General features: G+C 67.5%; 20 protein-coding genes. 5 read left to right on the forward strand and 15 right to left on the reverse strand.

What is annotated here, in order from left to right; all coding sequences use genetic code 11:
- Positions 1–34: 34 nt before the first annotated feature.
- The 3 genes from JMJ56_RS16535 to JMJ56_RS16545 are packed head-to-tail and all read right to left on the reverse strand — an operon-like array spanning position 35 to position 2,124.
- Positions 35–604, reverse strand: a complete 570-nt coding sequence (locus JMJ56_RS16535; RefSeq protein WP_202832866.1) for a peroxiredoxin family protein — start codon at positions 602–604, stop codon at positions 35–37.
- Positions 605–664: 60 nt separating this feature from the next.
- Positions 665–1,423 (reverse strand): hypothetical protein, encoded by a 759-nt coding sequence (locus JMJ56_RS16540; protein WP_202832867.1) that lies wholly within the window; start codon positions 1,421–1,423, stop codon positions 665–667.
- Positions 1,424–1,437: 14 nt separating this feature from the next.
- The gene (locus tag JMJ56_RS16545) at positions 1,438–2,124 is read right to left on the reverse strand and encodes a MarR family winged helix-turn-helix transcriptional regulator (protein ID WP_202832868.1); all 687 of its coding nucleotides are present in this window, start codon (positions 2,122–2,124) and stop codon (positions 1,438–1,440) included.
- Positions 2,125–2,622: 498 nt separating this feature from the next.
- Here JMJ56_RS16545 and JMJ56_RS16550 point away from each other — a divergent pair, with 498 nt between their 5' ends.
- Entirely contained in the window at positions 2,623–4,113 is a 1,491-nt protein-coding gene (locus JMJ56_RS16550) for a family 43 glycosylhydrolase (RefSeq protein WP_202832869.1), read from the forward strand.
- A gap of 311 nt (positions 4,114–4,424) precedes the next feature.
- On the opposite strand, the gene JMJ56_RS16555 is transcribed toward JMJ56_RS16550, so the two are convergent.
- Positions 4,425–6,554 carry a molybdopterin-containing oxidoreductase family protein gene (locus JMJ56_RS16555; RefSeq protein ID WP_202832870.1) on the reverse strand — a complete coding sequence of 710 codons (2,130 nt, stop codon included), beginning with the start codon at positions 6,552–6,554 and terminating at the stop codon, positions 4,425–4,427.
- Positions 6,555–6,635: 81 nt separating this feature from the next.
- Here JMJ56_RS16555 and JMJ56_RS16560 point away from each other — a divergent pair, with 81 nt between their 5' ends.
- Positions 6,636–7,196 (forward strand): DUF1810 domain-containing protein, encoded by a 561-nt coding sequence (locus tag JMJ56_RS16560; protein WP_328702403.1) that lies wholly within the window; start codon positions 6,636–6,638, stop codon positions 7,194–7,196.
- 54 nt (positions 7,197–7,250) lie between these two features.
- On the opposite strand, the gene JMJ56_RS16565 is transcribed toward JMJ56_RS16560, so the two are convergent.
- From JMJ56_RS16565 to JMJ56_RS16605, 9 genes are all read right to left on the reverse strand, one after another.
- Positions 7,251–8,060 carry a hypothetical protein gene (locus JMJ56_RS16565; RefSeq protein ID WP_202832871.1) on the reverse strand — a complete coding sequence of 270 codons (810 nt, stop codon included), beginning with the start codon at positions 8,058–8,060 and terminating at the stop codon, positions 7,251–7,253.
- A gap of 309 nt (positions 8,061–8,369) precedes the next feature.
- Positions 8,370–9,962: a GMC family oxidoreductase gene (locus JMJ56_RS16570; RefSeq protein WP_202832872.1), complete on the reverse strand. Its 1,593-nt coding sequence runs from the start codon at positions 9,960–9,962 to the stop codon at positions 8,370–8,372.
- A gap of 174 nt (positions 9,963–10,136) precedes the next feature.
- Complete coding sequence (gene ald / locus JMJ56_RS16575; protein ID WP_456318794.1) at positions 10,137–11,405, reverse strand: alanine dehydrogenase; 1,269 nt, start codon at positions 11,403–11,405, stop codon at positions 10,137–10,139.
- A 958-nt stretch (positions 11,406–12,363) separates the two neighbouring features.
- Positions 12,364–12,768 (reverse strand): HU family DNA-binding protein, encoded by a 405-nt coding sequence (locus tag JMJ56_RS16580; protein ID WP_328702404.1) that lies wholly within the window; start codon positions 12,766–12,768, stop codon positions 12,364–12,366.
- A 36-nt stretch (positions 12,769–12,804) separates the two neighbouring features.
- On the reverse strand, positions 12,805–13,446 hold the full coding sequence (locus tag JMJ56_RS16585; RefSeq protein WP_202832873.1) for a transposase: 642 nt from the start codon (positions 13,444–13,446) through the stop codon (positions 12,805–12,807).
- A 189-nt stretch (positions 13,447–13,635) separates the two neighbouring features.
- A complete protein-coding gene (locus JMJ56_RS16590; RefSeq protein WP_202832874.1) occupies positions 13,636–14,331 on the reverse strand; it encodes a hypothetical protein in 696 nt (231 codons plus the stop codon).
- A 281-nt stretch (positions 14,332–14,612) separates the two neighbouring features.
- On the reverse strand, positions 14,613–15,080 hold the full coding sequence (locus JMJ56_RS16595) for a hypothetical protein (RefSeq protein WP_202832875.1): 468 nt from the start codon (positions 15,078–15,080) through the stop codon (positions 14,613–14,615).
- Positions 15,081–15,222: 142 nt separating this feature from the next.
- Positions 15,223–16,671, reverse strand: a complete 1,449-nt coding sequence (locus JMJ56_RS16600) for a CoA transferase (protein WP_202832876.1) — start codon at positions 16,669–16,671, stop codon at positions 15,223–15,225.
- A 627-nt stretch (positions 16,672–17,298) separates the two neighbouring features.
- Entirely contained in the window at positions 17,299–17,505 is a 207-nt protein-coding gene (locus JMJ56_RS16605; protein ID WP_202832877.1) for a hypothetical protein, read from the reverse strand.
- A 320-nt stretch (positions 17,506–17,825) separates the two neighbouring features.
- On the opposite strand from JMJ56_RS16605, the gene JMJ56_RS16610 reads away from it, so the two are divergent.
- Positions 17,826–18,923 carry a TRAP transporter substrate-binding protein gene (locus JMJ56_RS16610; protein WP_202832878.1) on the forward strand — a complete coding sequence of 366 codons (1,098 nt, stop codon included), beginning with the start codon at positions 17,826–17,828 and terminating at the stop codon, positions 18,921–18,923.
- A 36-nt stretch (positions 18,924–18,959) separates the two neighbouring features.
- Here JMJ56_RS16610 and JMJ56_RS16615 read toward each other — a convergent pair whose 3' ends face one another.
- Positions 18,960–19,850, reverse strand: coding sequence for a LysR family transcriptional regulator (locus JMJ56_RS16615; protein ID WP_202832879.1), 891 nt, complete (start codon positions 19,848–19,850; stop codon positions 18,960–18,962).
- Between the two features lie 106 nt (positions 19,851–19,956).
- Between JMJ56_RS16615 and JMJ56_RS16620 the strand changes: the two genes are divergently transcribed.
- Together JMJ56_RS16620 and JMJ56_RS16625 are read left to right on the forward strand one after the other, a co-directional pair.
- Positions 19,957–20,826: an SDR family oxidoreductase gene (locus JMJ56_RS16620; RefSeq protein ID WP_202832880.1), complete on the forward strand. Its 870-nt coding sequence runs from the start codon at positions 19,957–19,959 to the stop codon at positions 20,824–20,826.
- 42 nt (positions 20,827–20,868) lie between these two features.
- Positions 20,869–21,342, forward strand: coding sequence for an SRPBCC family protein (locus JMJ56_RS16625; RefSeq protein ID WP_202832881.1), 474 nt, complete (start codon positions 20,869–20,871; stop codon positions 21,340–21,342).
- A gap of 38 nt (positions 21,343–21,380) precedes the next feature.
- On the opposite strand, the gene JMJ56_RS16630 is transcribed toward JMJ56_RS16625, so the two are convergent.
- Entirely contained in the window at positions 21,381–25,127 is a 3,747-nt protein-coding gene (locus tag JMJ56_RS16630; protein WP_202832882.1) for a cellulose biosynthesis protein BcsC, read from the reverse strand.
- Position 25,128 lies beyond the last annotated feature (1 nt).

Below are 25,128 nucleotides of genomic sequence, written 5' to 3' on the forward strand. Positions count from 1 at the left end.
CCGAAATGGACGTAGCGGATGGCGATGGTGGTCTTTACGGCAGGCGACAGGCCTCCTCGCGCATCGACGCCGCGCCGCCCGTCGCAGGATCGGAGAGGACGGTTCCGCCCGCCTCGGCGGCGAGTAGCGCGATATCCGCGCCGAGCACGATGTCCTCGACATGGCCGAAGGCTTGACGGCGCAGGTGTCCCACGGCGTCGATGATCAGCAACGTCGGGGTTCCCTGCATGGCATAGGCCGCCATGGTCACCGGCATCGGCCCGCCGTGCGGGTCCGGCGCATCAATCCCGATGGGGAAGTCCAGACGGTACTCATGCGAGAATGCCGCAAGCGTCTCCGGCCTGTTCGCCGCATGGTGCTCGAACACCGTGTGCAGCCCGAGGACGGCGACCCGGCTCGGGTGAAAGGCACGGCGAATGCGGGAAAGCTGCGGCAATGCGTACTGCACGCAGCCTGGGCAGAGCATCTGGAAGGCAAGGGCGACGACGACCCGACCGCGCAGCGCCGCAAGCTCGAGGGGCTGCCCCTCGAATGTGTTCAGCCAAAGGCCGGTGGTGGTCCAGGGTGGCGCGGGCCGCAGCCGCGACCTGTTGTATTCGCTCATGGAGGCATCTCCATCATGGGGCAGGCGGCGGAGGCCGCCCGCCTGTCTCTTCAGCGTGGATCAGCGCGTTCCAGCGGGCATCGCCCGTCCGGGCAGGCTGAGATCGCCGGAGGCGACGTCGAACACCTCGGCCACGCACAGCAACGGCGCGTGCAGGTTGGCATTGACGCGGAGCCCGGCCGTCACGCCGTCGAAGCGGGTGGCGCGCAGCCCGGGCAGCTCGGCCACCGGCACCCTCACCTCGACCGTGCCGCCCAGCAGGCGCGGCGGCAGGTCGGGGCTGGAAAGGAGCAGCGGCACGCCCGGCCAGTCCCCGGGCAGGCGCGGCTGCGCGCCGGCCGGAATGTCGCGCACCTTCAACGCGCCGGGCCCGCACGCGTCGTCGGGACCGAGCACCACCCAATGGCTGTGCCAGACATGCCTGTTGCGCTCGCGGCCGGGAGCGTTGTCATCGAAGTCGGGGTGAAAGGTGACGGCGAGCGCGAGGATGCCCTGGCCTGGCTCAAAGCCGACAACGGCCGTGTCGAGGCTGGTGGGCCAGACATAGGCATGCACGGCCGACCCTTCGAAACGCCCCGTCTCCACCGGGCGCGTCTCGCCGGCCCGTCCGGCGACCTGGATCTGGAACACGGCGCTGTCGCCTTCGATGGCGATGGCGGCACGAACAATGTCGAAGTCCGCGATCCGGGTGTTGCCACGTGGCGCCTCGATGGCGCCCGAATGGCCTTCATGCGCAGCGGCGGGCAGGGCTGCCGCCAGACCGAGGACAAGCATCCCCGTTGCTGCGACGAGAAGGCCGCAGCGACTGTTCCGTCTCATGGTGGTGTCTCCAGCTAGAGTGTGGACATCGCGCCTGACGCTCCGGTGGCAAAGCGGGTCCAGACGGCCCCGGCCTCGGCGTCCGGAAGCGGGTCCTGCTCCGGGCAGTCGAGGCGGAGGTGGCGGTCGCCGAAAGGCGCATCGACATAGGCGCAGTGGTGCGGCGCCGACGCATCCTCGTGGGCGTAGGGGCGGAAGTACCGGCAGGTCACGCAAAGCCGTGCAGGTGCAATCGCGCCCCGAACCTGAAGCCCGCGGATCATCTTGACGACGAGCCGCAGCAAAGCCTCCTGCTCAGCGGGCGAAAGGTCAGCCGCGGTATCCAGCAGCATCGCGGGCCAGTCACCTGCGTCCTGTGCCGCCGTGCGGCCCTCCTCGGTCAGCGCCAAGCCAGCCGCGCGACCATCGCGTGGGTCTGGCTGGCGCATCACCAAGCCCTTGCGTTCGAGCGTACTGACTGCGTCGCTTGCGGTCGCACGGGTTATGGCGAGTTGCGCGGCAATCTCGGACAAACGTGGAGCCGGGCGACCAGGGCCGCTACGGGCGGCGATGACGGCAAGCGCCTGCGCCTGTGTGGGGCTCAGCCCGCGCGCCTCGGCGAGGCGCCACTGACCGGCACGCAGTGCCACGGACAGGCGAGAGAGACCAGCGGCGAGGCGGCGGGGGAGCGGGTCCGACAGGGTGTCGAATACGGCGGTCATGAAGGAGATAATATGTAGGAGTCCTAACTAGTCAACCACGAAAGCTCGTGACAGGTCCGAAGGCGTTGCCTGCGCGACGAAACCTGCGACGGCCCTCCGATGTGCCGACCCCGCAACGAGAGCGGTCGGCGACGCCCAAATCGTCGAAGGCGGTAAGCCTCGACCAAGCTTGCGCATGAGCGATAGCGCCGGCGAAGGCCGGCAGCGCAACAGACGAAAGCGTCCATCTTCCCATGGCCAGCATATGTCACTTGCCGTGAAGCCTGGCCTGACAGGTGGTAACAGCCAGACAGGTGCCCGACGCGCCAGGTGACGGCACAAGGAATTGAATCGGCAGCTAAACCCACCCCATGACGTTTCAGCACTGAATGCTGCATCAGGCGCGACCATGGGAAAGATGGGGGCCACCTTTGCGGCGCTGAATCTATCCTCCGACGCCTGTGACCGCGGCCAGACCAGCGGCGTTGCCTGACGACGCTTCAAAGTTCAGGAACAAATATGCAAAGCGAGCAGCCTGCCGCCGCGTATCGCAACGTCGCGCTGACCCCCGCATCGAGCGGGCTTGCCCGGTTCGAGATCGCCATCACAGCCGCCGAGCCAGGGAGCGCGTCGCGCTCAGTCCTCGTCACTGGGCCCAATCCGGCTTCCGACGAGCAGATGATGCGCAAGTACAATTTGCCCGATACCGGGCACCACTCCTACCTCGATCTCTTCGAGGCGCTTGCCGGTGATTATGGGATGCGCCTGCCAAGGAGCCGGCGACCGCTAGAGGCGCCGAACTCGACGACACCGCTCATGCCCCTGCTCACCGAAGCGTTGTCGCCGGACATTCTCTATGGCTACGGCGACCCAGCCGTGACCCGCGTCCTCGAAGACTCCTCTGGGGCAGGGACCGCGTCCTACTACCTCCTCGCAACCTCGAACGATGCGCCGCAGGTGTTTCCCATCCTCTACTCGCAAGACCTCACGGACTGGCAGCCGCTGGGCTTCGTGTTCCCGCAAGGCCATGCGCCCAGATGGGCAGCGGAGATTGGGCAAGGGGGAGAATACTGGGCGCCTGAAATGCACCGTGTCGGAAGCGAGTTCCTCGTGTGCTTCGCTGCACGGGAGACGGATAACAGCTTTTCGATCGGGCTCGCCAAATCCTCCCATCCTGGCGGACCCTTCATCGCCGTTGAGGCACCCATCCTGCGGGGCAACGTTATCGACCCGCATATCCTCCTCGGCCATGAAGGCAGCGCGTACCTGTTCTGGAAGGAGGACACCAACGATGTCTGGCCAAGTCGGCTGTGCCGGTTCCTGCATGAGCACGGTCTGCTGATAGAAGAGTTGTTTCCGCACGAGGAGGACCGCCGCACTGCTGCTTTCACCTCGGCACTATGGCCTTGGGTAAAGTCGCTCGGACCCATGGAACGCTTCTTTGTCTTGCAGACATTGGTTGAGGCCGTCGTCTCCGACTTCCAGGGGTTCTCGGCGCGCCTGTCAGGCATTCTCAAGCGGCAGACTGTTCAAGCGAGGCAGGAAGCGATTGCGGAGATACTGCGACTGACCAGGACGCCGGTCTATGCCCAGGAGCTGAACCTGGACACTCTCACCCTTCTCGGTGAGCGGAGGCAGGTATTGCAGAACGACCAAGAGTGGGAAGGCCACCTTGTCGAGGGCGTATGGGTGAGCGAGCACGGGGGAAGATACTACATGCTCTATGCAGGGAACGATTTCTCAACGGCCGAGTACGGCATTGGTGTTGCCGTCGCGGATAGTCCGCTGGGTCCGTACCGGAAAACCGAGGAGCCGCTCCTGCGCTCCACGGCGGACTGGTCCGGGCCGGGACATCCGTCGGTGGCTGTCGGCCCCGATGCGCAACCTTGGCTTTTCCTGCACGCCTTCTTTCCTGGCAGGAGTGGCTATAAGGAGTTTCGCGCAGTCCTTGGGCTGACGATCGCCTTTGGAACGGAAGGCATCCTGCTGCGGCCTCACCCTGCCGCATGACCGCGGCAAGCATCTGCGCCGGCAGGGCATTTGGCCCAGGCGCTGGCTGAGCAGGACGCCGGGATCGGGCCGGCTGACCGCGAAGAGTATGGATCACCTACTGGCGGCACGGGAGAACGATGAGAAAGGCGGGGCATGAAGCCCGGCCTTGCATCTGTCATGCCGCATTCAAAATGTGATTGCCGCCGTGTCGCACGAGGGCGGCTGCACCTTGGCGTCTGGCCAACCGCTGAAACGCCCACGCTTTCGGACGGGCAGCGTGGGGCTCTCGCAGAAGAGGTCGTCACTTGGCAAGTCTCGTTGATAACCTCTCATGCGCCGGCGTGGTGCACGACGCGCAGGCGGCACGGCAGCGCTCCGATATCGACCGACCCGCTCATTGGGTCCGCCGTGCCGCGGTAGCTCAGCGCGGCATTGACGTTGATGTCCAGCGCGGCGAATTCCGGCCCCGGCGCCTCAGGCAGCCACCAGCCCATGCCGGTTGTCAGAACGCCGGGCTGTGTCCGGTCGGTGATCGTCACCCGAAGTCGGCAGGCGCCCGGGCCGCCCGGCAGTTCCACCTCCACCCAGTCCCCCTCGGTGACGCCGCAGGCCGCCGCAGTATCCGGATGCAGCCGGACCTCGGGATCGGGCGAGACCTTCCGCGCCCAAGCCTGGTCACGGAAGCGGGAGTGATGGTAGGTCTTCTCGCGGAATCCGGTTTGCAGCAGCAGCGTATGGTCCGGCGCCGCGGCGAAGGGCGGCGGCAGGAAGCCCGGCAAGGGGTCCAGCCCATGCCGGGCGGCGGCTTCCGAGTAGAGCTCGATCTTTCCGCTCGGCGTAGCGAAGCCGCGTCGGGCGAAGTCGCCCAATTCGTAGGGGAAATGCGCGTAGCCATCGCGGCGAAGCCCGGCCAGCGAGATTCCAGAATCCCCCAACAGGAAAGCGTTGAACTCCGCTTGGCTGCGCCATGGCAGCAGTTCGGCGGAGAGGGCGCCGCGGGCGCGAAGCCGATCGAGCAGACCGATCGCGATCTCCAGGTCGTTGCGCGCCTCGCCGCGTGCGGGCACGGCGGCGGTATAGGCGATGTTCGGCCCTGACGGATCGAGGGTGACCTCCTCCTCCTCAAGCGTCGTCGTCTTCGGCAGGACGAGGTCAGCGATGGCCGCCGTCGGCGTCATGGTATGTGCTGCGACCGCCAGCACCTCCAGCGAGCGTAGCGCGGCCAGCGTCCGGCGCGCGTCCGGATAGGTCACAGCGATGTTGACCCCGCTGACATAGGCGGCGCGAACCGGGTAGGGCCGGCCCGTCAGCATGGCCTCGATGACGGACGGGTTGTGGCAGGCCGTCTGCCAGCCCTCCGGCCCGGCCCAGAGCGGATAGGCGTCCGCGCCGATGGTCTGGCGTTCAATACTCTCCGGCAGTCGGAAGCGCGGCTCGTGCAGCAGCTCAAGATAGGTGCGGAAGCCGGCTGGCTTCTTGACCCGCCGGTTGCCGCCCGGGCGGTCCAGGTTGCCGCTGATGGCCACCAGCGCATGAAAGGCGCGGTAGGTCTGCACTCCGTTGCTGGCTGCATCGATGCCGTGGCCGCCGACGAAACAGGATGGGCCCTCGGCGTAGAGTTTGGCGGCGCATTCGATGGCCTGGGCCGGAACGCCGGCGATCGCCGCGGCCCAGTCCGGCGTACAGGGCGCCACACGCTCCGCCAGCGCCTCGAAGCCATGACACCACCGTGCGACGAAGTCCGCGTCGTAGGCCCTGTCGCGGATCAGCGCGTGCAGCAACGCGAGGCCAATGGCGCCATCGGTACCCGGCCGCGGCTGCAGCCAGACATCGGCCATCTCCGCCGCCGGCGTCCGGAAGGGATCGAGCACCACCAGCCGTGCGCCACAGGCCTTGGCCCGCTTGAGCTCCGCCCACTGGATAGGGTCGGCGGCATGGGGGTTGCGCCCGACCAGCAGGGTGCAGCGGGTCGCCTCGATATCCTCGCCGCGACCGATATTCAGCCCGGTGAGGCGGTCGCTGACGGCGCGGCAACCACCACAAAGATCCTGGTTGATCATCCAGTTCGGCGAGCCGAGGCTCCGCAGCAGCAGCGCGACCACCACGCCGCGGCTGAAAAACGCCCCGCTGACTGCCCCGACCAGCGCCAGCGGGCCATGCCTGGAGCGCACGGCGGCTAGGCCATCGGCCAGCTCATCCAGCGCCGCGTCCCAGGATACCCGCTGCCACTGGCCGCTGCCGCGCTCGCCCACCCGGCGGAGCGGATGCAGGAGGCGGTCGGGATGGTCGGTCCAGTCCTGCAGGCCGCGGATGCCCTTGACGCAGAATGCCCCCTTCGATGTCGGATGCGCAGGGTTGGGTGCGATCCTGGCGACGCGGCCAGTTTCATCCAGCGTCAGCAAGGCGCCGCAGAGCGTGCCGCATTCCCAGCAGGTGCTCGGGATGGTGGAGGCTGTCATGCCACGAAGGGTGTCATCCCGGACGGCGGCGCGTCCAGTCCGTGATTGCCGGCCGCCAGCCGCGGCCTCCCCGGCGCCTGCATGCGGCAGGGCTTTCCGGTTGCCGACCGCTCGGCGCATGCCGCCATCCAGGCCGGCGTCATGTGCGATTCCGAGGCGGGCCCGGCAAAGCTAGGCCTTCCGGAGCTGGCCAGTATCGACATAGCCTGGGGTATGAGCGACCCCTTCGATCTCGAGCGCTTCGTGCAGGCCCAGAGGCCGGTGATGGCGGAGGTCCACCGCGAACTCAGGGCGGGACGCAAGCGAACGCATTGGATGTGGTTCGTCTTCCCGCAGCTTCGCGCCCTCGGCCGAAGCTCAACTGCCCAGCACTACGGGATCGTCTCGCTGGCCGAGGCACAGGCCTACCTCGCGCACCCCCTCCTCGGGCCGCAACTCATGGAATGTGCCGGGTTGGTCCGTGCGATCCAGCACCGGTCCGCGCATGAGATATTCGGCAGCCCAGACGACCTCAAGCTTCGGTCGTCCATGACGCTGTTCGCGGCGGCGCGGCCCGAGGCGACGGTATTCGCCGACGTGCTTCGTCAGTACTTCGAGGGCCAAGCGGACCAGCTCACGACCAAACTGCTCACGACGCAGTAATACGCCAACCCATATCTCATGACGTTGTGCGGCCTCAGCGGCTGGCCCGTCCCATCATGCCAACTCGGCAAGCTGACGTGGGCGGTAGATCGCTGAATGATGGACGTGGGCAACCGGCACAAGGTCATTCGCAATGACCAGGACGTCGAGTTCGACAATCCTGTGGCCCTTGCGATCGTAGTTGGCCAGCACCTTTGCCCGGGTGGTGAGGACGTCGCCGACCCGGGCCAGCCCCAGGTTGCGGACCGCGCTTGCGATGTGGATCCAGGCCCCCATCTGCACATTGTGGGAGAGCGACCAGTTGCACATCCGCAGAATGATGCCGGGATGGACGACCATCTCGGTGGAATAGATGGGATTTGTCTCGCGAACGTCGCGCAGATAGCTCGAAGCGTAATCCTCCGTCACCTCGAACGGATTGGCGCCCAGCCATTCCCCAACGGGGAACACCGCGTCGTTCACATTTGGCCTCTCGCGCCTAGCAGGAACGACCGGGAACGAGGCCAGATCCGGCATAGCTGGCGGTTCGGAAGGCAGGCTCGCCGACCCGGACGCGCAGGAGATCCTCTCGCTTTCCACGGTGACATCGAGCCCGCTTGCAGACCGGCTCGCCGTGACGGTGACGATCCGGCCGTCATAGACCGGTTTCAGGAGTTTGCAGTCCATCGTGCCCTGCTCGAGCCAAGGCCGGCCCCAGAGGGCCAAGGGAAAGTGAGTCGCGTATGCATACACCTCCACGCCAGGGACGAGGCCACCGGCGAAACCCAGCCGTGCCGCAACGGTGTCGTCGTGGATCTTGTTCTCCGACGCCTGCGAAGTATTGAAAGCGCTGAGGCTGTAGGGCGCAAAAGCAGATACGGTCATCGACAACCCCTGGTCATGAGCCGGCCTGAACTCGAATCCGTCTCGATGTTCGGCCCATGCGGGGGCCGGGGCCAAGCCAATAATTCACCAAGTATAATCATGCCGGGCCGCTCGGAACAACAGGGCGCTGGCGAGAGCCGCCCCGGGAAGCTGCGTTTCCTCTGCGGTCACATGATCAGATCGTCCATAGCAATCATCTTGCCTTGACCACGCCGCCGCCAGTGAACGGCGATCCGCAGCGATGCATGGATACGTTATGTGGGTGAACGCCAGCGGGGAATGCATCTGACAGTGTCCCCGCGCCACCGCTTACCGTGCTTCCTCCAGCATCATCGCTGCGCATTTCTCGCCAATCATGATGGTCGGTGCGTTCGTGTTGCCCGTGGTCAGTGTCGGCATCACGCTGGCATCGGCAATGCGAAGGCCCTGGATGCCCTGCACCCGAAGCTTGCTGTCCACCACCGCGCGCGGATCCTCCCCCATGCGGCAGGTGCCGACCGGGTGATAGATGGTGGTGCCGTATTGGCGCGCGAAGGCCAGCATCTCTTCCTCGCTTTGCACCTCGGGTCCTGGCAGCAGCTCGCGTACGCTGTGCTGGGCGATGGCGGGCTGCGCCATGATGTCGCGTGCGAGCTTCAGCCCTGACGCCAGCACCTGCTGGTCGCCGATGGCGCTCAGGTAGTTGGGGCGGATGAGTGGCCGCGCCAGCGGGTCGGCCGATGTCGCCATCACGCTGCCGCGGCTGTCCGGCCGCACCGGACAGATCGCCACGGTCATGCCAGGCTCCTGCTCCAGGCTGCTGATGACGCTGCCGAGTTCATAGGTCGCCGGCGTGAAGAGCAATTGCAGGTCCGGCGAGGCCAGGCCCTCGCGGGAACGGGCAAAGACCTGCGCCGTGGTAACGCCGAAGGTCAGCGCCCCGTTGCCGCGCAGGACAAAGCGCGCCACCTCGCCGGCCAATCGCAAACCACGCGACAGCTGGTTGGTAGAAATCGCTTGCTTCACCCGATGCTGCACGCGCGTGACGTAGTGGTCCTGCAAGTTGGCGCCGACGCCCGGCAAGTCTGCCAGCACCGTGATGCCGAGCGATTGCAGGTGGTCGGCCGGGCCGAGGCCGGACAGTTGCATCAGGTGCGGCGAGTTCACCGCGCCGCCCGAGAGCACCACCTCCCTGGTCACAAGGATGCGCCTTGTTTCGCCGCCCTGGATGTACTCGGCGCCGATGCAGCGGCGGCCTTCGAACAGCAGGCGCGTGGCCTGGGCAGCGGTTTCCACGCGCACCTTGCCCTTAGCACGGGCGAGGAAGGTGCGGGCGGTGGAGCCACGCCACTTGCCGATGCGCGTCATCTGGGAGTAGCCGACGCCTTCCTGCTCCTTGCCGTTCAGGTCCTTGCGAAAGGCGTGGCCGGCCTGCTGCGCGGCTTCGACAAAGCGGTGCGTCAACGGCAGGATGGTGCGGTAGTCCTCCACTTGCAACGGGCCATCGGTGCCGCGGTATTCAGGATCGCCACCACTGCGGTAGGTTTCCGAGTTGCGGAAGTAGGGCAGCACCTCATCATAGCTCCAACCGCGCGCCCCCATTTGCGCCCAGCCGTCGAAGTCGGCGGGGTTGCCGCGCACATAAAGCATGCCGTTGATTGATGAGGAGCCACCCAGTGTCTTGCCGCGCGGCCATTTGATGGCGCGGTTGTTGCTGCCGGGCTCGGGCTCGCTCAGGTAGCCCCAGTTCACCAATTTCTGGTTTCTTAACAGCTTGATCATGCCAGCGGGGATGTGGATCCAAGGGTGGCGGTCCTTCGGGCCGGCTTCCAGCAGCGCCACACGAGCGCCACTTTCACCAAGACGCGCGGCTACCACGCAGCCAGCAGAGCCGGCACCGATCACCAGATAGTCCGTTTCCATCGCCGTACCCTTGTCACTCTCGTCAACTCGCGTTGCAGCCGGTGCCCGCAGCGGTGCCGACGGTGAGCTTCGCCCTTCCTCGCTCGGAAGCAAATGCCCCATCGGCGGTGGGGCGCCATCTTCGTTTCGTGGACACCCAACTGCCGCATCTGGCCGATGCAATCGGCAGCAGCGTCAGCCGCCCAATGCCGTTCGCAGCGGCAGCGCCGTCAGTCCGAGCGCCTTAGCCACAGCGGGATGCACCACATGCCCCGCATGGATGTTCAGCCCCTGTGCCAGGTACGTATTCTCCGCCAAAGCGGCGGGGAAGCCCTGGTCAGCCAACTGCAGGATAAAGGGCAGGGTCGCGTTGTTCAGCGCGACGGCACTGGTCCTGGCTACCGCGCCCGGCATGTTGGTGACGCAGTAATGCACCACGCCATCGACCAGATAGGTCGGCTCCGCATGGGTCGTGGGGCGGGAGGTCTCGAAACAGCCACCCTGGTCGATCGCTACATCGACCAGCACGCTCCCAGGCCGCATCGCGGCAACCATGGCGCGGCTCACCAGCCGAGGTGCTGCGGCGCCAGGGATCAGCACGGCGCCAATAACCAAGTCGGCCTCGGTGACTGCCCGTTCCACGGCCTCTGCCGTAGCGAAGACGGTGGCGACACGGCCGGCGAATTCGCGGTCCAGTGCGTCGAGCACCCGCGGATTGCGGTCCAGCACCGTAACCTGGGCCCGCATCCCGGCGGCGATCCTTGCGGCGTTCGAGCCGACCACGCCGCCGCCGAGCACCACCACACGCCCGGGCGGCACGCCGGGCACGCCCGAAAGCAAAATACCGGCGCCACCCGCTTCCTTTTCCAGACAGCGGGCACCGACCTGGATGGCCATGCGGCCGGCGACTTCGCTCATCGGCGCCAGCAGCGGCAGGCCACCTGCTGGGTCAGTCACGGTCTCATAGGCAATGGCTGTGCAGCCGCTGGCCAGCAATCCCTCCGTCAGCGCACGGTCGGGTGCGAGATGGAGGTAGGTGAACAGCATCTGGCCGGGGCGGAGACGCGGCCATTCGGCCTGCTGCGGTTCCTTCACCTTGATCACGAGATCAGCCTCGGCGAAGACTGCGTCAGCGTCTGGAGCGATCCTGGCGCCGACGGCGGCATAGGCCGCGTCAGGGAAGCCGATGCCCGCGCCAGCGCCTGTCTCGACCAGCACATGATGCCCGCGTTGCACCAGCTCTCGCACTGAGGCCGGAACCAAGCCGACACGGTATTCGTGGACCTTGATTTCCTTCGGGACACCAACCTGCATGGCATGGCTTGGCCCATTCATGCTGTCGTCGTCCTGCATTGTAGGCCTCCCGCAGTTATTGTTGTCATTGCCGTGCGCTTCGGCATGATCGGCGAGCCCGCCCCGTGGCCTTGCTCGACATCGGCTTACTCTAACATGACGACTCAGCAATTCCGGTCACTTGGTCGCATGTATCGAGGCCGGCAGGGCCGGGCGCCTGGGCAACCTCCATGAGCCTCCCAGGAGATAAGGCGCCGTCGAGAGAGTTGAAATCGGGCCGCCACACAGTTTGGCGAAAGCGGCCATTTGTGTTGCCACGTCGCGTCTCCAGCAAACTGTCCAGGACCTGCCGCCGCACCCGTGATGGACCAGGAGATGCTGTGCGGCGGCTGGGGAGCGCTTAGGAATGACGCAGTGAGCCCGCTCGAGCTGAGCGACGGCCTGCTCAGCCCGCAGTTTGGCCGCCCTTTCTCATGCGGTGACATACTGAAGCCTGCCGCGTTCATGGAGGCGCAACCCATAAGCCGGTGCGGAGGCGGGCGCGGTATCCCCATGCGCTGACGTTGCTGGACGAACTCGAACCAATCAGGAACACGCTTGTCATGGGCATTCGGGCCGCAGAATGCATGCCTGATCCAGACGGCGCTGAGCGTTGAGAGGATGGCTTTCGGCCGCATCCATGGTTCGGATGCCGGGCGCCATGGGTCTGGGGCCGATTGTCGGAGGAGCGCCCAATGCTAGGCTACGCTTCACGGACCATTCGCCGTGGCCACCAAGAGGGAAGGCCTCACGCCATGAGCGACGAACTCAACACTCATCAACCTGAGCATCGGTTCGTGGCGGGACGTATTGCGGCCATCTGCGTTCGGCCGGAAAAAAATCGGGATTGCTCGAAACGAGTACAAATGCGCGATTCGACTGCCTCGATGCGATCGAAATGGCATGCCCGACCGTAGCGGTACGAATTCAGGTGCCATTTCAATCGCATAGAGTGCAGGTCCGACAGAATCGAATGGAAGCTGGCTTGCGTGGGGTACACGCTCGCTTACTCCATAACGTTCTTCCTGGTGCTACTCACCACAGGCTTTCGCTGGACCCAACCGTCTGCAGCTTCGTCAGCGCTGCCTGGCTAGCTTTCCTTGCCGTTGACGGCGCCTTTCAGCTTGCTGCCAGCGGAGAAACGCACCGCCTTCGAAGCGGCAATCGTGAGCGCTTCGCCGGTCCGGACATTGCGTCCCTGCCGCTCGCCACGCTCCTGTACCTCAAAGCTCCCGAAGCCAGGCAGCTTGACGTCGTCGCCCTGCTGCATGGCAGCAGTGACGGCGCTGCAAAAGGCGTCGACGGCGCGGCCGGCGTCAGCTTTTGCCATGGCACCCTTCTCGGCGACGAGTGCGACAAAGTCGTCTTTGGTCAAAGCAGATCTCCTATCATCCTGCATGTGCCATACAGGCTTGGGTGATTCAGCGTCAAAGGGAACCTCATCCTGCAAACCAGCCGATTGGTCGCAGGCATTGGACGGAGCGCTGCCGCGCACCTCGCCAATTTCGATCGAATCGCTTGGAAGGTGCGATCAGACGTCATCGCCAAGGGTATCGAGGTCCACCTGCTGGATCGAGAACCAGATCGGCTCCGGGCTGCGCGCAGCCGTCCTCAGGATAGGCTTCGCTGCGGATAGCAACTCATCGAGCGAGCGGAAGGGGTTCACCGCTTCCTCGCCATCGCTGGTCCGCATCAGTAAGGCATATCCAGCCTTGGCTACCCTTGGTGGTGGCGCTGGCCTGGCCGGCTTAGCCTCCGCGACCCGTGTCGCGCGGCCGGAAGCGGCAGGTCTTGGCTGTGGCTCGGGCTGCACAGGCTCGCCTGGCAAGGTCGGCAGCGGCCTCTCCGGCTCGATCGGCGGCAGATCGGGCGTAGTGGAAGCCAGCGGGAGCGAAGGCATGGGTTCCGGCGGTACCTCAGGCAGGCCACCGAAGAGGTCGGTTGCGGTGGCCTGCTCCATCATGGGCACGGCATCAGCCTCGGCCGTGACCGGCCCCGGCGGTGGCGCGGCAGGAGTAACCTCTTCGGCGGCCTGTCGGCGCAGTTTGGCCAGGATGGCGTAGATGTTGGCGGGCGTGCAGCCGTAGGTCGCGGCGACCTCGGCCACCTTGTGTCCCTCGACATCGACCCGACGGACGATCGTCGCATGCTCCTCGCGCGGTATCCTCGGCATCTCCTAACCCTCACCGGTCGACAGCTATGGAACAAAATCCGAACTGGTAAGACCTGGAGATACCACTGAAACCATCGAATTCAAATTTGAATGCCTGCGCTCATCAATCTTGGTGGCAGTTTGCCACCGACCTGCCGTCGGTAACGCTTCGGTCTGCCTTATGCCTCGTCGCCGCAGAGGGATGCTTCGCTAAAACAGCGATGTCTGCGGCCACTGCTTGTCCGGCATTGCCTTCCGTCGTGGCAATGCGGGGGGCAAGGGAGCAGTCCGGTCCGTAACTTGGCCAGGCCCTGCATAGCCATCGTCGGCGATCAGACGCAGTTGCACAGCGGCGCCGGGAGCGGCTTCGGCGGGCAGCTCCAGCGGCACCGGCCAGAAGCACTCAACCCGATCTTCGCCTCGCAGCGCCAGGAACACCACCCGGTCGACGCGACCAGCGCCGTCCGTCTCGACCGCCAGGCGAAAGGCGCGGTCCTCGGCCTCTGCCTCGCCCAGCGCCAGGGAGAGCTGCTGGACCTCGACCTCCTGCCGCTTGAGCGTGCGCTCGGTCGGCTCCTCGGCAGCGCCACGGTAGAAGCGCACCGGCACGCCGTTGCCGTTGCCGCCGATGACGAAGACGAAGTGGGCGCTGTCGTCCAGCACCTCGAGCCAGGGATAGTCGCCAGAGCTTGCCGCCCGCTCCAGCCGATGCCGGCCGAAGGCAAAGGCCCGGCAGCCGACCGACCAGGGGTCGTCGCCCAGCTCGTAGCTCGCCATGGCCAGGGCATCGCGCCGGGCATTGGCCAGCATGCGGGCGCAGATCCGCAGCCGCTCCTCGGTCAGCGCGGGATGGAAATCCCAGGGCAGGCGCGAAGGCGGCGTGGCAGGTGGTTCAGCGTGCTCCATCCCCAGACCATAGCACAGGCGCAACCGGTGCCACCGGGATTGCCCGGTCGATCATGTCAGGGAACACGAAAAGCCCCATGGCCTCGGAGTAAGGCCGTGGGGCTGCGGCCTTCCGCCAGGGAAGGCTTGGGAATGGAATAGGCCCGGTTACGCCGACGCGGCGTACCGGCGCTGGCTCGCAGGAAGATGCCGTCGCAGCATCGCTCGTCCGACCAGACCGGCCAGGGCCAAGATCACGATGGTGGCTTACCGGCGCGAAGGCGACGTCTTGTCCAGGAGATCTAAGGCCGCCCGCCCTGCCGCCTGCTTTCCTTGGCCAGCCAATGCAGACCATCCTCCAGGATCTTGCCGATACCCTGCAGATTGATCGGAGGAGGGCCATTAGGGCCTGGTTGACCTGCGGTGTGGTCCTGGCCCCTGACCGCAGACGCAAGCCGGGCAACCAGGGGAGAAAGGCTGGCTCTGGCGAAAGTGTCAAAGGCGGCAAACCCCTCTGCCGAACCGCCTTCTTGACCGACCTTCCCGGAAAGCAGACTTGCGGCGGCCCGCTCCAAAGAATGCGCACGCTCCGTTTTTGCGCGGGCATCAGCTTCAAGCCGTGCAATGGCTTGCTGCACCACCTCTGAAGGGCCTTGAATGGCCGAGCGGAGTGCATCCGCCTCCCCACGCGTGGCTTGCGCATCTGCCTGAAGCCGTTCGGCTTCTGCAGTCAGTGATTGAGCCGCAGTAATGGCGTCGTTCTGGTTCATTTTGATTACATGAGGGCGGGCGCCATAGCGAGCAAGAGGCTGCCTGAAAGGATCAGGTCTGACCAAAAGCGGCTGCTCGGCTTAGAGGCCCCCTGCCCCCCTGGCGATATACTCAGAGGGGCTTCCAGGTCAGGGCGTGCCCTTAGCCAAGTCCGGCCTCCCGGGCCAACCACTCGGGCTGGTCTGCACCGAGCTTCGGCGTCGGCAACGCCCATCGGCACGGCGTCTCCGACAGGCGCAGCACCGGGCCCAACGTCAACAAGTCCCCGTAGGAGGAGTCTTCGCGCACGCACAATGGTTCTAGTTCCGTTCCGGTCAGCTGCTCCGGCGCATCTTCGAAGCCGTCGACCAGTCCCTGGCGCTGGTAGAACATGGCGGATTGGCAGAGCGACGCCTGCACGTGATAGCTCCCACCCTCGCGGGCACGGCGGCCCAGGGCCAGCATCGTGCCGAAGGCCGCGAGGTAGCCCGTCAGGTAGTCGCAGATCGGGGCCGGGGCGAGCTTCGGCCGTCCGGCGCCGGTCATCTGCCCATGGGTGTGGGCGATGCCCGAGACCGACTGCGCGACCTGCTCCCACCCGGTCCGCGTTGCGAAGGGGCCACCCGATCCGAAGCAGCTGACCGAGACGGTGATGAGTCCGGGACGGAGACTGCTCAACTCCTCCACGCCGAAGCCGTGTTGGCCAAGCTGTCCGGGGCGATAGCCGTTGACGAAGACATCGGCCTCGCGCGTCAGCACGGCCAGGCGGCTTGCCTGGTCTGCCTGCCGCAGGTCGAGGAAGCAACTTCGCTTGCCATGACTCAAGTCGCGCACGTATTCGGGCACCTGCGGCAGATGAGGCGCGGTGACCATCAATACATCGGCGCCATGCTCGGCCAGCGTCCGCCCGGCGGTCGGCCCGGCGAGGATGCGGGTCAGATCGAGCACGCGCACCTCTGACAGCGGCCGGTTGCCAGGTGGCAGCGGCTCCGGCAGACCTTCGGCGACCTTGGTCACCTCCACCACAGGGCGGTTGGCGAGATAGGCACCCTGCGGGTGCGCCAGCCACTCCTCCCGCGTCCGGACCATGCCGCCGCAGGCGCGCGCCTCGGCGATCGCGGTCTCCAGCGCGTCGGCGTTCCAGCGGGCGACGGCGGCACTGACGGAGGCCGGCGTGCTTTCGCAACCCAGCACGTCCAACACGCGGCGCTCCAGATGCGGCAGGTTGAAATGCGGCAGGAACCAGCGCCCATCCGCGGTCGGCCAGGGCTGGGTCACCGTCGCCATGTGCTTCATGCTGTCGGACACTGGCGGGCGCCGGTACTGCCCATCCGCTTCGCGCTTCCTGGTGTAGTCGACAACGCGCAGCGTCGCCGCCGCCTCAGGCACCGCGACGCTGACAGTCTGACGGCGGTTGGTGCGTAACTCCCAAAGGTCGTTGGCGGCGACGCCGGTAGCGGCGAGGACGGCGGCCGCCGTTTCTCCGACGCGGAAGGGCGTCCGGTAGAATGGGTCGGACCCGGTGACGGTGACCTCGCCAGCCTTCGGTGCCGGCATGGCGCGAACAACCATCAACTCGGAGAAGGCGTCGGACCGATCTGCCTGTATCATTCAGGGTCTCTTCCTGCATCGGGGGACGTGCCAGGAACCATGCCATGCCTTGAGGGAGCCAGGTAGCAATGCCACACACCCAGGATCGGTGCAGGCCAGCCGGTAAATTGAGTTCTGGCGCTGCCCAGATGGGTGGGATGCGGACCAGGGATGACCGAGCGCGGCAGGCCGCGTTCGAGCGGCGTCGACGCTACCGCTGGCCCTGGCCGCAGCCTCGTAAGACAGGCCGTCTACCGCGATTTCGCCCTCAAGGTCGTGCGCTGGCGAAGCGGGCGACGCTGTTGCAGGAAGGCTCGGCTGCGGCCGTTACCGGCGTACACCGGCGGCGACCCTCAGCCAGCCGTCTTGGCGCACGCCGATGAAGGGCACGGTTCCGCGGCGGAATGTGCATATCTGGATGCCAGGCGGCCTTCTCCCGCGACGGCGCCGCATTGCGGGCCCTGCAGCGCCTGGGCGACGCCTCTCCGCCGGTCCGCATGGCGGGCGCCGCACTTTGCGCAAGCCATTACCGGCTTGGGTACGGGCTCCCGCTGGTACATCCCCCCACCTCGCCTTCGGCACCACCGGAGGCTAGCCTGGCAACCACGCCGTGTGGACCGTTGCGGCCCAAGCCAGTCCTGGCGAGCGTTACTGGCCGACGGGAGCGCTCATGACAGGAGGCGCCAGCATGTCGCTCAGCACCTGCACTTCTTCGGCACGAAGGTCGGAGAGCGGAAGTTCCTGCCCTGTCACCAACCATTGGTTCCATTCGGTCTGCCACTGGGCGACCTCGGGCTCCTGGCCCGCGATCCGGATCCAGTAAAACCCAGTTTCGCGATCATCGGGGTCGATCATACGCCACCTCCGATTATCGATACGCATAACTCATGGGTTGGTTGTCACTTCCGGTTACATGGTGAGCGACAGGGCCAAGGTGGCTGGCCAGGTCCATCTTCGCGCCGCCAGTCTCGACCCTCCCAGTCGATCAGCGAAGTGGCCGAAGCAAGTCAATTAATCCACAGACACGGCTTCCGTTCTACCTCGAGCACATTCTGCATATAGATTGGCAATCAACTTTTGCGCGAACCCGTCAAGAGCTTGCGCCTTTTGGTTAACGATCTGGTAGCACTGCAGTCGACGAGATCAATCCGCTCCTGAAGGTCCACTGGACGACCATGTTTGCTTTCGATATCGCCATGAAATCGCGCTCGATCATGGCCCGAACGCGATCGATGCTTCTACCGTTCATCGGCGCGGTTCTGCTCGGCGTCGTGCCAGCCGCGGGCGAGGAGACTGCGCCAATCCATCTCCGGATAGCGGGCGGACTTGGCGGTGTTACCCAATATATGCAGTACGAGGCCCCCTTTTGGACGACGGAGGTGCCTCGCCTGACCAATGGCCGGGTCCAGGCGGCGATTGCACCGTTTGACCGCAGCGGAATCCGAGGATCGGACATGCTGGGGCTGATGCGGTTGGGCGTGGTGCCATTCGGTACCGTCAGCCTCAGCGTTGCTGCTGGCGACGAACCGGAACTGGGTGCGATGGATTTGCCGGCACTCAACCCGGACATCGCAACCCTGCGTCAATCACGGGATCTGCTGCGGCCTCGGTTGGAAATCGTTCTCCGCGACCGTTACAGCATCAAGTTGCTGGCAATCTACACCTATCCGGCCCAAGTGCTGTTTTGCCGCGAGCCATTCAAAGGCTTGGCTGATCTTGCCGGCCGTCGGGTTCGGGTTTCATCTGTTGGGCAGAGTGAGATGATCGAGGCGCTCAATGCTGTCCCGGTTGTCATCCCTTTTGCCCAAATCCCCAATGCCCTTCGGGATCATACTGTCGAGTGTGCCATTACCGGAAGCCTGTCAGGCAATGCACTTGGCCTACAGAGCTTGACCTCCGCGATGTCCCGGCAGGCAATTAGCTGGGGAGTCTCGTTTTTCGGTGCCAACCTCGGTGCCTGGGCCGCTCTTCCATCGGAGGTACGATCTCAGCTTCAGCAAGGGCTGACGGCCTTGGAAGGCGAAATCTGGCAAGCGGCCGAGCGGGAGACCGAAGAGGGGTTCGCTTGCAATGCTGGCTTGCCCCAATGCATTCGAGGCGAAGCAGGACGCATGATCGTGCTCAATGACACACCGCTGGACCAGCGCCGCCGCAGGCAGCTGCTCCGGGATGTCGTCTTGCCGAGATGGATCGAGCGGTGCGGCGAGGACTGCATCACAGTCTGGAACCGCTATATGGCGGTGGCGAGAGGCATCATCGTAGCGGCGAATTAACCCGGAGCTGGCGATTTCGTCGCAACACCATCGTTTCTATCCCTCGATATAGGTTGCCAGCTCGTCGGGGCTTCCTTGCGGGAAGGCGCCCTTCAGGTGGTCGAGGAAGGCGGAGACACGCGCGCTGAGCAGCCGGCGCGACGGGTAGAGGGCCCATAGGCCGATCTCCGGGCCGGCCACGTCGCCCCAATGCACCAGCCTGCCGGCCGCGAGGTCATGGCTCACCAGCGAGAGCGGGAGCCGTCCGGCGCCGACGCCTGCCCGGACCGCGTCGCGGACCATGACGAGCGACGACAGGCCGAGGACCGCATGGACCCCGATGCGTGACGATCCGGCCGGCGTCGTTACCTCCCAGGCCGCGATCCGATCGCCCGGCCCGCGCACGACCGCCGGCACGGCCGAGCCATCCGGCCGAGGGAGGTCCGGACTGGCCACGACGACCAGCCGGTCGCGCAGGAACACCCGGCCGACCAGGGCCTCGTCCGGGTCCGGATTGACGCGGATCACCAGGTCATAGCCTTCCTCCACCATGTCGACGGCGCGGTCCTCCGTCGTGACCTCGAGGCGGACCTCCGGGAATTTCAATGCGAAGCCGGCGGCCAGCCTCCCCATCGCGGTCTGGGAGAAGAACAGCGGCGCGCTGATCCGCAACCGGCCCCGCGGCCTGTCCACGCCGGACGCGATCGCCGCCGCCGCCTCGTCGAGTTCGGTCAGCAGGGCTCCCGTTCGCTCGTGGAGCGCCCGCCCTTCCTGCGTCAGCCGGAGCCGGCGCGCGCCGCGTTCGAAAAGACGCAGGTCGAGGCTGCCCTCCAGTTCAGCGACGCGACGGGACAGGGTCGCCTTCGGGCGGCCGGAGGCGCGGGCGGCCCGACCGAACCCCTCATGCCGGGCGACCAGGTTGAAATCAGCGAGGGCGAGCAGATCCATGTGTTCCACCTGAGAGACACCGTGTCCTCAAATAGCGCCTATTAGCCAGCAAATGGACCGATCATCTCTGGAGCGCCTCGTTGGCACACCTTCAGGAGTGACCCCCATGACCATCCTCGTTACTGGCGCGACCGGCACGGTCGGCCGCCAGGTCGTCAAACAGCTCGTTAGCCGCGGAGCTGACCTGCGCGCCCTCGTCCGCGAGCCGTCGAAGGCGACGCTTCCGGCGGGCGTCGCCGCGGTGCAAGGCAATCTGCTCGATGTCGATTCCCTGCGCGGCGCGCTGTCGGGCGTCTCGACCCTGTTCCTGCTCAATGCCGTAGTGCCGGATGAATTCACCCAGGCCCTGGTCGCGCTGAACCTGGCGCGGGAGGCTGGCATCGAGCGGGTCGTCTACCTCTCCGTCATCCACAGCGACCGCTACGTGAACGTGCCGCATTTCGCCGGCAAGTTCGCCGTGGAGCGGATGATCGAAGGGATGGGCCTCAACGCCACCATCCTGCGCCCCGCCTACTTCATGCAGAACGACCTGGCGATCAGGGAGGTGGTGACCGGCCACGGCATCTACCCGATGCCGATCGGTGCCAAGGGCCTGGCCATGATCGATGCGCGCGATATCGGCGAGGTCGCGGCCATCGAACTGCTCCGCCGCGAGCGGGCCGCCGCGCCGCTGCCGGCCGACCGGATCAACCTCGTCGGTCCGGAGACGCTGACCGGCGCCGACGTCGCCGCCATCTGGGCGGAGGTGCTCGGCCGCCCGGTCGCATATCCCGGCGACGACACCGCCGGGTTCGAGCGGAACCTCCGGGCCTTCATGCCGGGTTGGATAGCCTACGACATGCGCCTGATGTGCGAGCGCTTCCTCACCGAGGGGATGATCCCCAAGGCCGGCGATGCCGAACGCCTCACTGCGCTGCTGGGCCGCCCGCTGCGCTCCTACCGCGACTTCGCCGCCGGGACCGCGGCCGCGGCCTGATGGCCGGGCGCAATGCAGCACTCAACCGGAAGAACCGCCACCATGATCTACTCGACCGCCACCGTCCCCGTGAACCCGAAGGGCGAGCCCGTCCTGACCCGCGTCCAGGCCTGGGAGGGCCTGGTGCTGAAGGCCCGCGACGCCCGCCTGTTCCTGCCGCCCGGCCTCTGCACCCGCTGCGAGGTCGTGGAGGAAAGCGCCACCCATTTCGTGCGGGAAGCCACGATCGGCGGCACCGAACTCCGCGAGATCATCACCCTCGAGCCGGGCAGCAAGGTCACCTTTTTCCAAGCGACCGGCCCGCGCGAGGGCGCGATCGTCAACGAGCTGTTCGAGGACGAGGCCGGTGCGCTCCAGCTCCGCTTCTACTGCTACCTCGGGCTGCGCGGGAAGGAGCCGGGCGGCCCCGAGGAGCGGGCCGAGCAGGCGCAGTTCGACAGCGACGAAGGCTACAGGGCCGCGCTGCTGTCGACGCTGAGGCGCACCCGGGAATTGCTGGCGCAGGGCCATGCCTGACCGGCGCGGGAGGGCGGGCTGCCGCCCTCCCCGCCGGATCAGAACCTGTTGTTCAGCCGCAGCAGGATGCGCGTCTCGTCGAAATTGGCGGCCTTGTCGTAGCGGAAGGCACCGCCGAGGCTGAGGCGCGGCGTGAGCGCGTAGTCGACATCCGCCCGCAGCCCGCCGATCAGCCCATTGGTGGATTGGCCCGGATAGCGTGCCGAGACCGTCTGGTCCGTCCGCGACAGCGCCACGGCGCGGGCCTGCATGTCCGGGTTGTTCGGGTAGAGGTCGCTGTCGTTCTCCCGCCAATTGACGTAGCCCATCGTGCCGCCGACGCGGTAGCTGAAGTCGCCGATCTTGCTGCGGTAGTCGACGGGGAAGTTGATGGCCGTGTAGCTCTGCGGGCTGTAGTAGCCACCCTGGCCATAGGTGAAATGGCGCAGGTTCTTGTCGAAGGCGAAGTAGACGAGGTCGACGCCCGCCGTCAGCTCCGTATCCCCCTCGCGGATGATCGGGTAGCCGAGGCCGAGCCCTGCCTCCGTCCGGGTGTTCCGCGCGACCTGGTCGCCCTCGTAGATGGCGTAGCCGCCGCCGGCATAGATGTAGCCGCGCCCGACCGGGATCTCGACCTGCCCGCGCCCGCCGGAGCGCGTCACCCCGCCCCAGTACCGTCCCTGGATCGGGTCCCGCACGCCGGCCCAGGACAGCAGGCTGTCGGTGATCGCCCGTCGCTCCGCGGTGAAGCGCAGGCGGAGGTTGTCGGCGACGGCCGGCGCCAGCTCGATGCCGCCGAGCAGGCTCGTCGTGTGGAAGCCGAGCGGCGTCGTCCCGACATCCGCCCGCAGCCAGTCCGACCGCGTATAGCCGACCGAGACGCCGACGCCGGACGCCGTGCTGGTGCCGGAGCCAGGGGGGTTCCCGCTGATCAGGTTGGTGCCGAAGCGCCGGCGGGTGTTCTCGTCGGCGCCGAGCTTGCCGCTGTCGATGGTGACGGGGCTGATCGTGGCGCTGAGCCGCCCGCCGAGCGAGCCCGGCGAGACGGAGGCCGTCACCGCTCCCGACACCTCGTTCAGCCGGTCGAGCCCGCGCGAGCCGGAGCGCGCCCGGCCGCCGACCGTCCCCGTCATGCGCGGAGCCGTCTCCTCCTCGAGCGCCGCGAGTTGGGTGGCGATGTCCTGCGCCACCGGGTCGTTCGGCAGCGCCACCAGCGGCGCCCGCCCCGGAGTGGCAACGAGGCCGCCTCGGGCGAAGGGATTTTCCGCACCTGGGAAGGAAACCGGCGTCGCGCCCCCGGCTTGCGCCATGGTCACCGGCCGCGCCACCTCCTGCTGGCGCTGCGTCGCGGCCAATTCCAGCGCCCGCCGCGCCCGGCTGTCCTGGCCGAAGGCGCGTGCCACGCGGGCCTCCATCAGCGTCGCCCGCGCATCCTGCGGCGCCAGGGCCCGGCCTTCGGCGACCAGCGCCTCGGCCCGCGCCCGGTCGCCCGCGGCGACAGCGGCATCCACCGCGCTCCGCCGCGCATCGAGGTCGCGCGGGTCGCGCGCCAGCACCTGCTCGGCCAGCCGCATCGCCTCCGCCGGCCGCCGCGCGCCCTGGTACAGCCGGGCAAGGGCAAGGCGCAGCTCCGGGCTCTCCGGATTGGCGGCGAGCGCGGGGCGCAGCCGCTCGAAGGCGCCCGCTTGGTCGCCGCTCTCGTTCAGCCGGTCGGCGGCGCGGATGGCGATGCCGGTGCGCAGCGTGGCGAGGTCGCGCCGCTGCTCCGCCGGCAGGTTTGCCCCGTCGGCGGCATCGGCCAGCGCCCCTGCCTCCGCCTCCAGCCCGGCGCCCAGCAATGCGCTGGCGATGGCAAGCTGCGCCCGCGCCCCACCCGCCCGGTTCGCCGTCTGGCCGATCCGCCCCGCCTCGGCGGCGCCGAAGCGGTCATTGGCCGAGGCAAAGGTGCGAATGACGGCCGCCGCCGTCACACCGGAGGGGTCGGGCCGCGCCGCCAGCATCAGCAGCCGCTGCCGCCCCTCGATATTGCCGGCGCGCAGCATCTGCGCCGCCCGGTCCACCTCGGCCGTCGCCCGCGCCCGCTGCGCCAGCCGCGCCATGTCGGCGCTGCGCCGGCCGGGCGGGATGCGGTTGACCAGCGCCTCCACATCGGCGGTGCGGCCCTCCTCATCGGCATAAAGGGCGGCAGCCATGACGGCCTCGTTGCCCGCGCCGCGCGCCGCCAGCTCCTCCACCAGCGCCCGGCCCTCGCCGGCCCGCCCCTCGCGCCGCAGCGCGCGGGCGAGGTCGAGCCGCACCCAGGGGTCGTTCGGCACCAGCGCCAGGGCGTTGCGCAACAGGGCGGAGGCCGCCGCCGTGTCGCCCGACCTTGCCGCTTCCTCGCGGTATTGCGCCGCCTGGACCTCGTTCGGCGACAGCGCCGGCCGCGGCGTCGCCACCGCCACCATCTCGGAGGTCCGCCCGAGCGCCCGCAGCGCCTGGTTCAGCCCGAGCTGCGCCGGCACGAAGCCCGGCCGGCGGGTCAGGGCGGTGCGGAAGCGCTGCTCCGCCGCTGCCGCGTCGTTGCGCCTGAGCGCAAGGTCGCCGAGGGCGACTTCGGCATCGGTCTTGTCCTCGGCCTCGCGGCGGACGGCGCGGCGCAGCACCGTATCCGCCTCGTCCAGCTTGCCGGCGCGCAACAGGGCGCGGCCCTCGGCTAGCTCTGCACCGTAGCTGGCGCCGTCCAGCGCCCGCTGCCATTGCGTCGCGCGGGCCGGGTCGGCGGCGACGGCGCGCTCCAGGAGGGTACGCGCCTCGGCCGTCCTGCCCTCGCGCAGCCGGACGATGCCGAGGCCGCCGAGCGCATCCGCGTCGTTCGGGTTGGTGGCGATGGCGGCCTCGAACTGCCGGGTTGCGTCGCGCAGCCCGCCGCCCTCGAGCCGGGCGAAGCCTTCCTGCCGGGCCGTCGCACCGGGGTCGGGCGGTGGCGCCGCGGCCCGTGCCTGCTCGATGCGGCGGCGCAAATCCTCGTCGTCGGGGAAGCGGCGGAGATAGGCCTCCTGCTGCGGCGCCGCGGCCGGGTCGCCGATGCCCCAGATCAGCGCCTGCCGCCAAGTGCGGCGCGCCTCCGTGCCGATGCCCGGCTGATCGACCAGCCCGGCCAGCCGCTCGATCCCCTGCGCCCGCGTCCCGGGCTGATAGGTCAGCGTCTGGGCATAGGCGAGGCGCGCGCGCGGCTCGGCATTCGCCCGCTCGGCGAGCGCTGCAAGGCCGCGCCGCCCGTCCTCCGCCCCGGCGGGAGCGCCGGCGAGCGTCTGGTAGTATTCGAGGGCGAACTGCTCCGGCGGCCCGGCCTGGCCGAACAATGCCCGGTAGCGCGCCACCGCCTCGGCCGCCTTGCCGTCGCGGGCCAATTGCCGCGCCGTTTCCAACGCGTTGCGGTCGATGGTGGCGCCGCGCACCACGTTGTCGACCTGCGCCCGCTGCTCCTCCGTCCCGCCCGCCGCGCGCAGCCGGGCCAGATAGGCCGCCGCCGCCGCACGGTTGTCCCGCGCCGCCTCGATCCGCGCCGCGACGGCGAGGGCGCTGGTGTTGTTCGGGTCGGCCTGGAGCGCCCGCTCGATGGAGGAGGCGGCGAGGTCTGCGCGGTCCTGGCTCAGCCAGCGCTCCGCCTGGCGGACCAGCAGATCGATGCCGGCGCGGCTGCTGCCAGGGGCGGGGGCGAGGCTTGCCTGCGCGGCGGCCGGGGCTTCCGCCGCCGGCTGGGCGAGGCCGGCGCAGGGCGCCAGCAGCGCCAGGGCCCCAAGAGGCACAAGCCGGGTCCGCATC

This window comes from Belnapia arida (assembly GCF_016773205.1).
Classification (GTDB): Bacteria; Pseudomonadota; Alphaproteobacteria; order Acetobacterales; family Acetobacteraceae; genus Belnapia; species Belnapia arida.

What these genes read in the sequence shown, in the direction of transcription:
- JMJ56_RS16535 (WP_202832866.1), bottom strand. Translation starts at nt 604, where the DNA reads ATGAGCGAATACAACAGGTCGCGGCTGCGGCCCGCGCCACCCTGGACC.
- JMJ56_RS16540 (WP_202832867.1), bottom strand. Translation starts at nt 1,423, where the DNA reads ATGAGACGGAACAGTCGCTGCGGCCTTCTCGTCGCAGCAACGGGGATG.
- JMJ56_RS16545 (WP_202832868.1), bottom strand. Translation starts at nt 2,124, where the DNA reads ATGACCGCCGTATTCGACACCCTGTCGGACCCGCTCCCCCGCCGCCTC.
- JMJ56_RS16550 (WP_202832869.1), top strand. Translation starts at nt 2,623, where the DNA reads ATGCAAAGCGAGCAGCCTGCCGCCGCGTATCGCAACGTCGCGCTGACC.
- JMJ56_RS16555 (WP_202832870.1), bottom strand. Translation starts at nt 6,554, where the DNA reads ATGACAGCCTCCACCATCCCGAGCACCTGCTGGGAATGCGGCACGCTC.
- JMJ56_RS16560 (WP_328702403.1), top strand. Translation starts at nt 6,636, where the DNA reads ATGCGGCAGGGCTTTCCGGTTGCCGACCGCTCGGCGCATGCCGCCATC.
- JMJ56_RS16565 (WP_202832871.1), bottom strand. Translation starts at nt 8,060, where the DNA reads ATGACCGTATCTGCTTTTGCGCCCTACAGCCTCAGCGCTTTCAATACT.
- JMJ56_RS16570 (WP_202832872.1), bottom strand. Translation starts at nt 9,962, where the DNA reads ATGGAAACGGACTATCTGGTGATCGGTGCCGGCTCTGCTGGCTGCGTG.
- JMJ56_RS16585 (WP_202832873.1), bottom strand. Translation starts at nt 13,446, where the DNA reads ATGCCGAGGATACCGCGCGAGGAGCATGCGACGATCGTCCGTCGGGTC.
- JMJ56_RS16590 (WP_202832874.1), bottom strand. Translation starts at nt 14,331, where the DNA reads ATGGAGCACGCTGAACCACCTGCCACGCCGCCTTCGCGCCTGCCCTGG.
- JMJ56_RS16595 (WP_202832875.1), bottom strand. Translation starts at nt 15,080, where the DNA reads ATGAACCAGAACGACGCCATTACTGCGGCTCAATCACTGACTGCAGAA.
- JMJ56_RS16600 (WP_202832876.1), bottom strand. Translation starts at nt 16,671, where the DNA reads ATGATACAGGCAGATCGGTCCGACGCCTTCTCCGAGTTGATGGTTGTT.
- JMJ56_RS16605 (WP_202832877.1), bottom strand. Translation starts at nt 17,505, where the DNA reads ATGATCGACCCCGATGATCGCGAAACTGGGTTTTACTGGATCCGGATC.
- JMJ56_RS16610 (WP_202832878.1), top strand. Translation starts at nt 17,826, where the DNA reads ATGTTTGCTTTCGATATCGCCATGAAATCGCGCTCGATCATGGCCCGA.
- JMJ56_RS16615 (WP_202832879.1), bottom strand. Translation starts at nt 19,850, where the DNA reads ATGGATCTGCTCGCCCTCGCTGATTTCAACCTGGTCGCCCGGCATGAG.
- JMJ56_RS16620 (WP_202832880.1), top strand. Translation starts at nt 19,957, where the DNA reads ATGACCATCCTCGTTACTGGCGCGACCGGCACGGTCGGCCGCCAGGTC.
- JMJ56_RS16625 (WP_202832881.1), top strand. Translation starts at nt 20,869, where the DNA reads ATGATCTACTCGACCGCCACCGTCCCCGTGAACCCGAAGGGCGAGCCC.
- JMJ56_RS16630 (WP_202832882.1), bottom strand. Translation starts at nt 25,127, where the DNA reads ATGCGGACCCGGCTTGTGCCTCTTGGGGCCCTGGCGCTGCTGGCGCCC.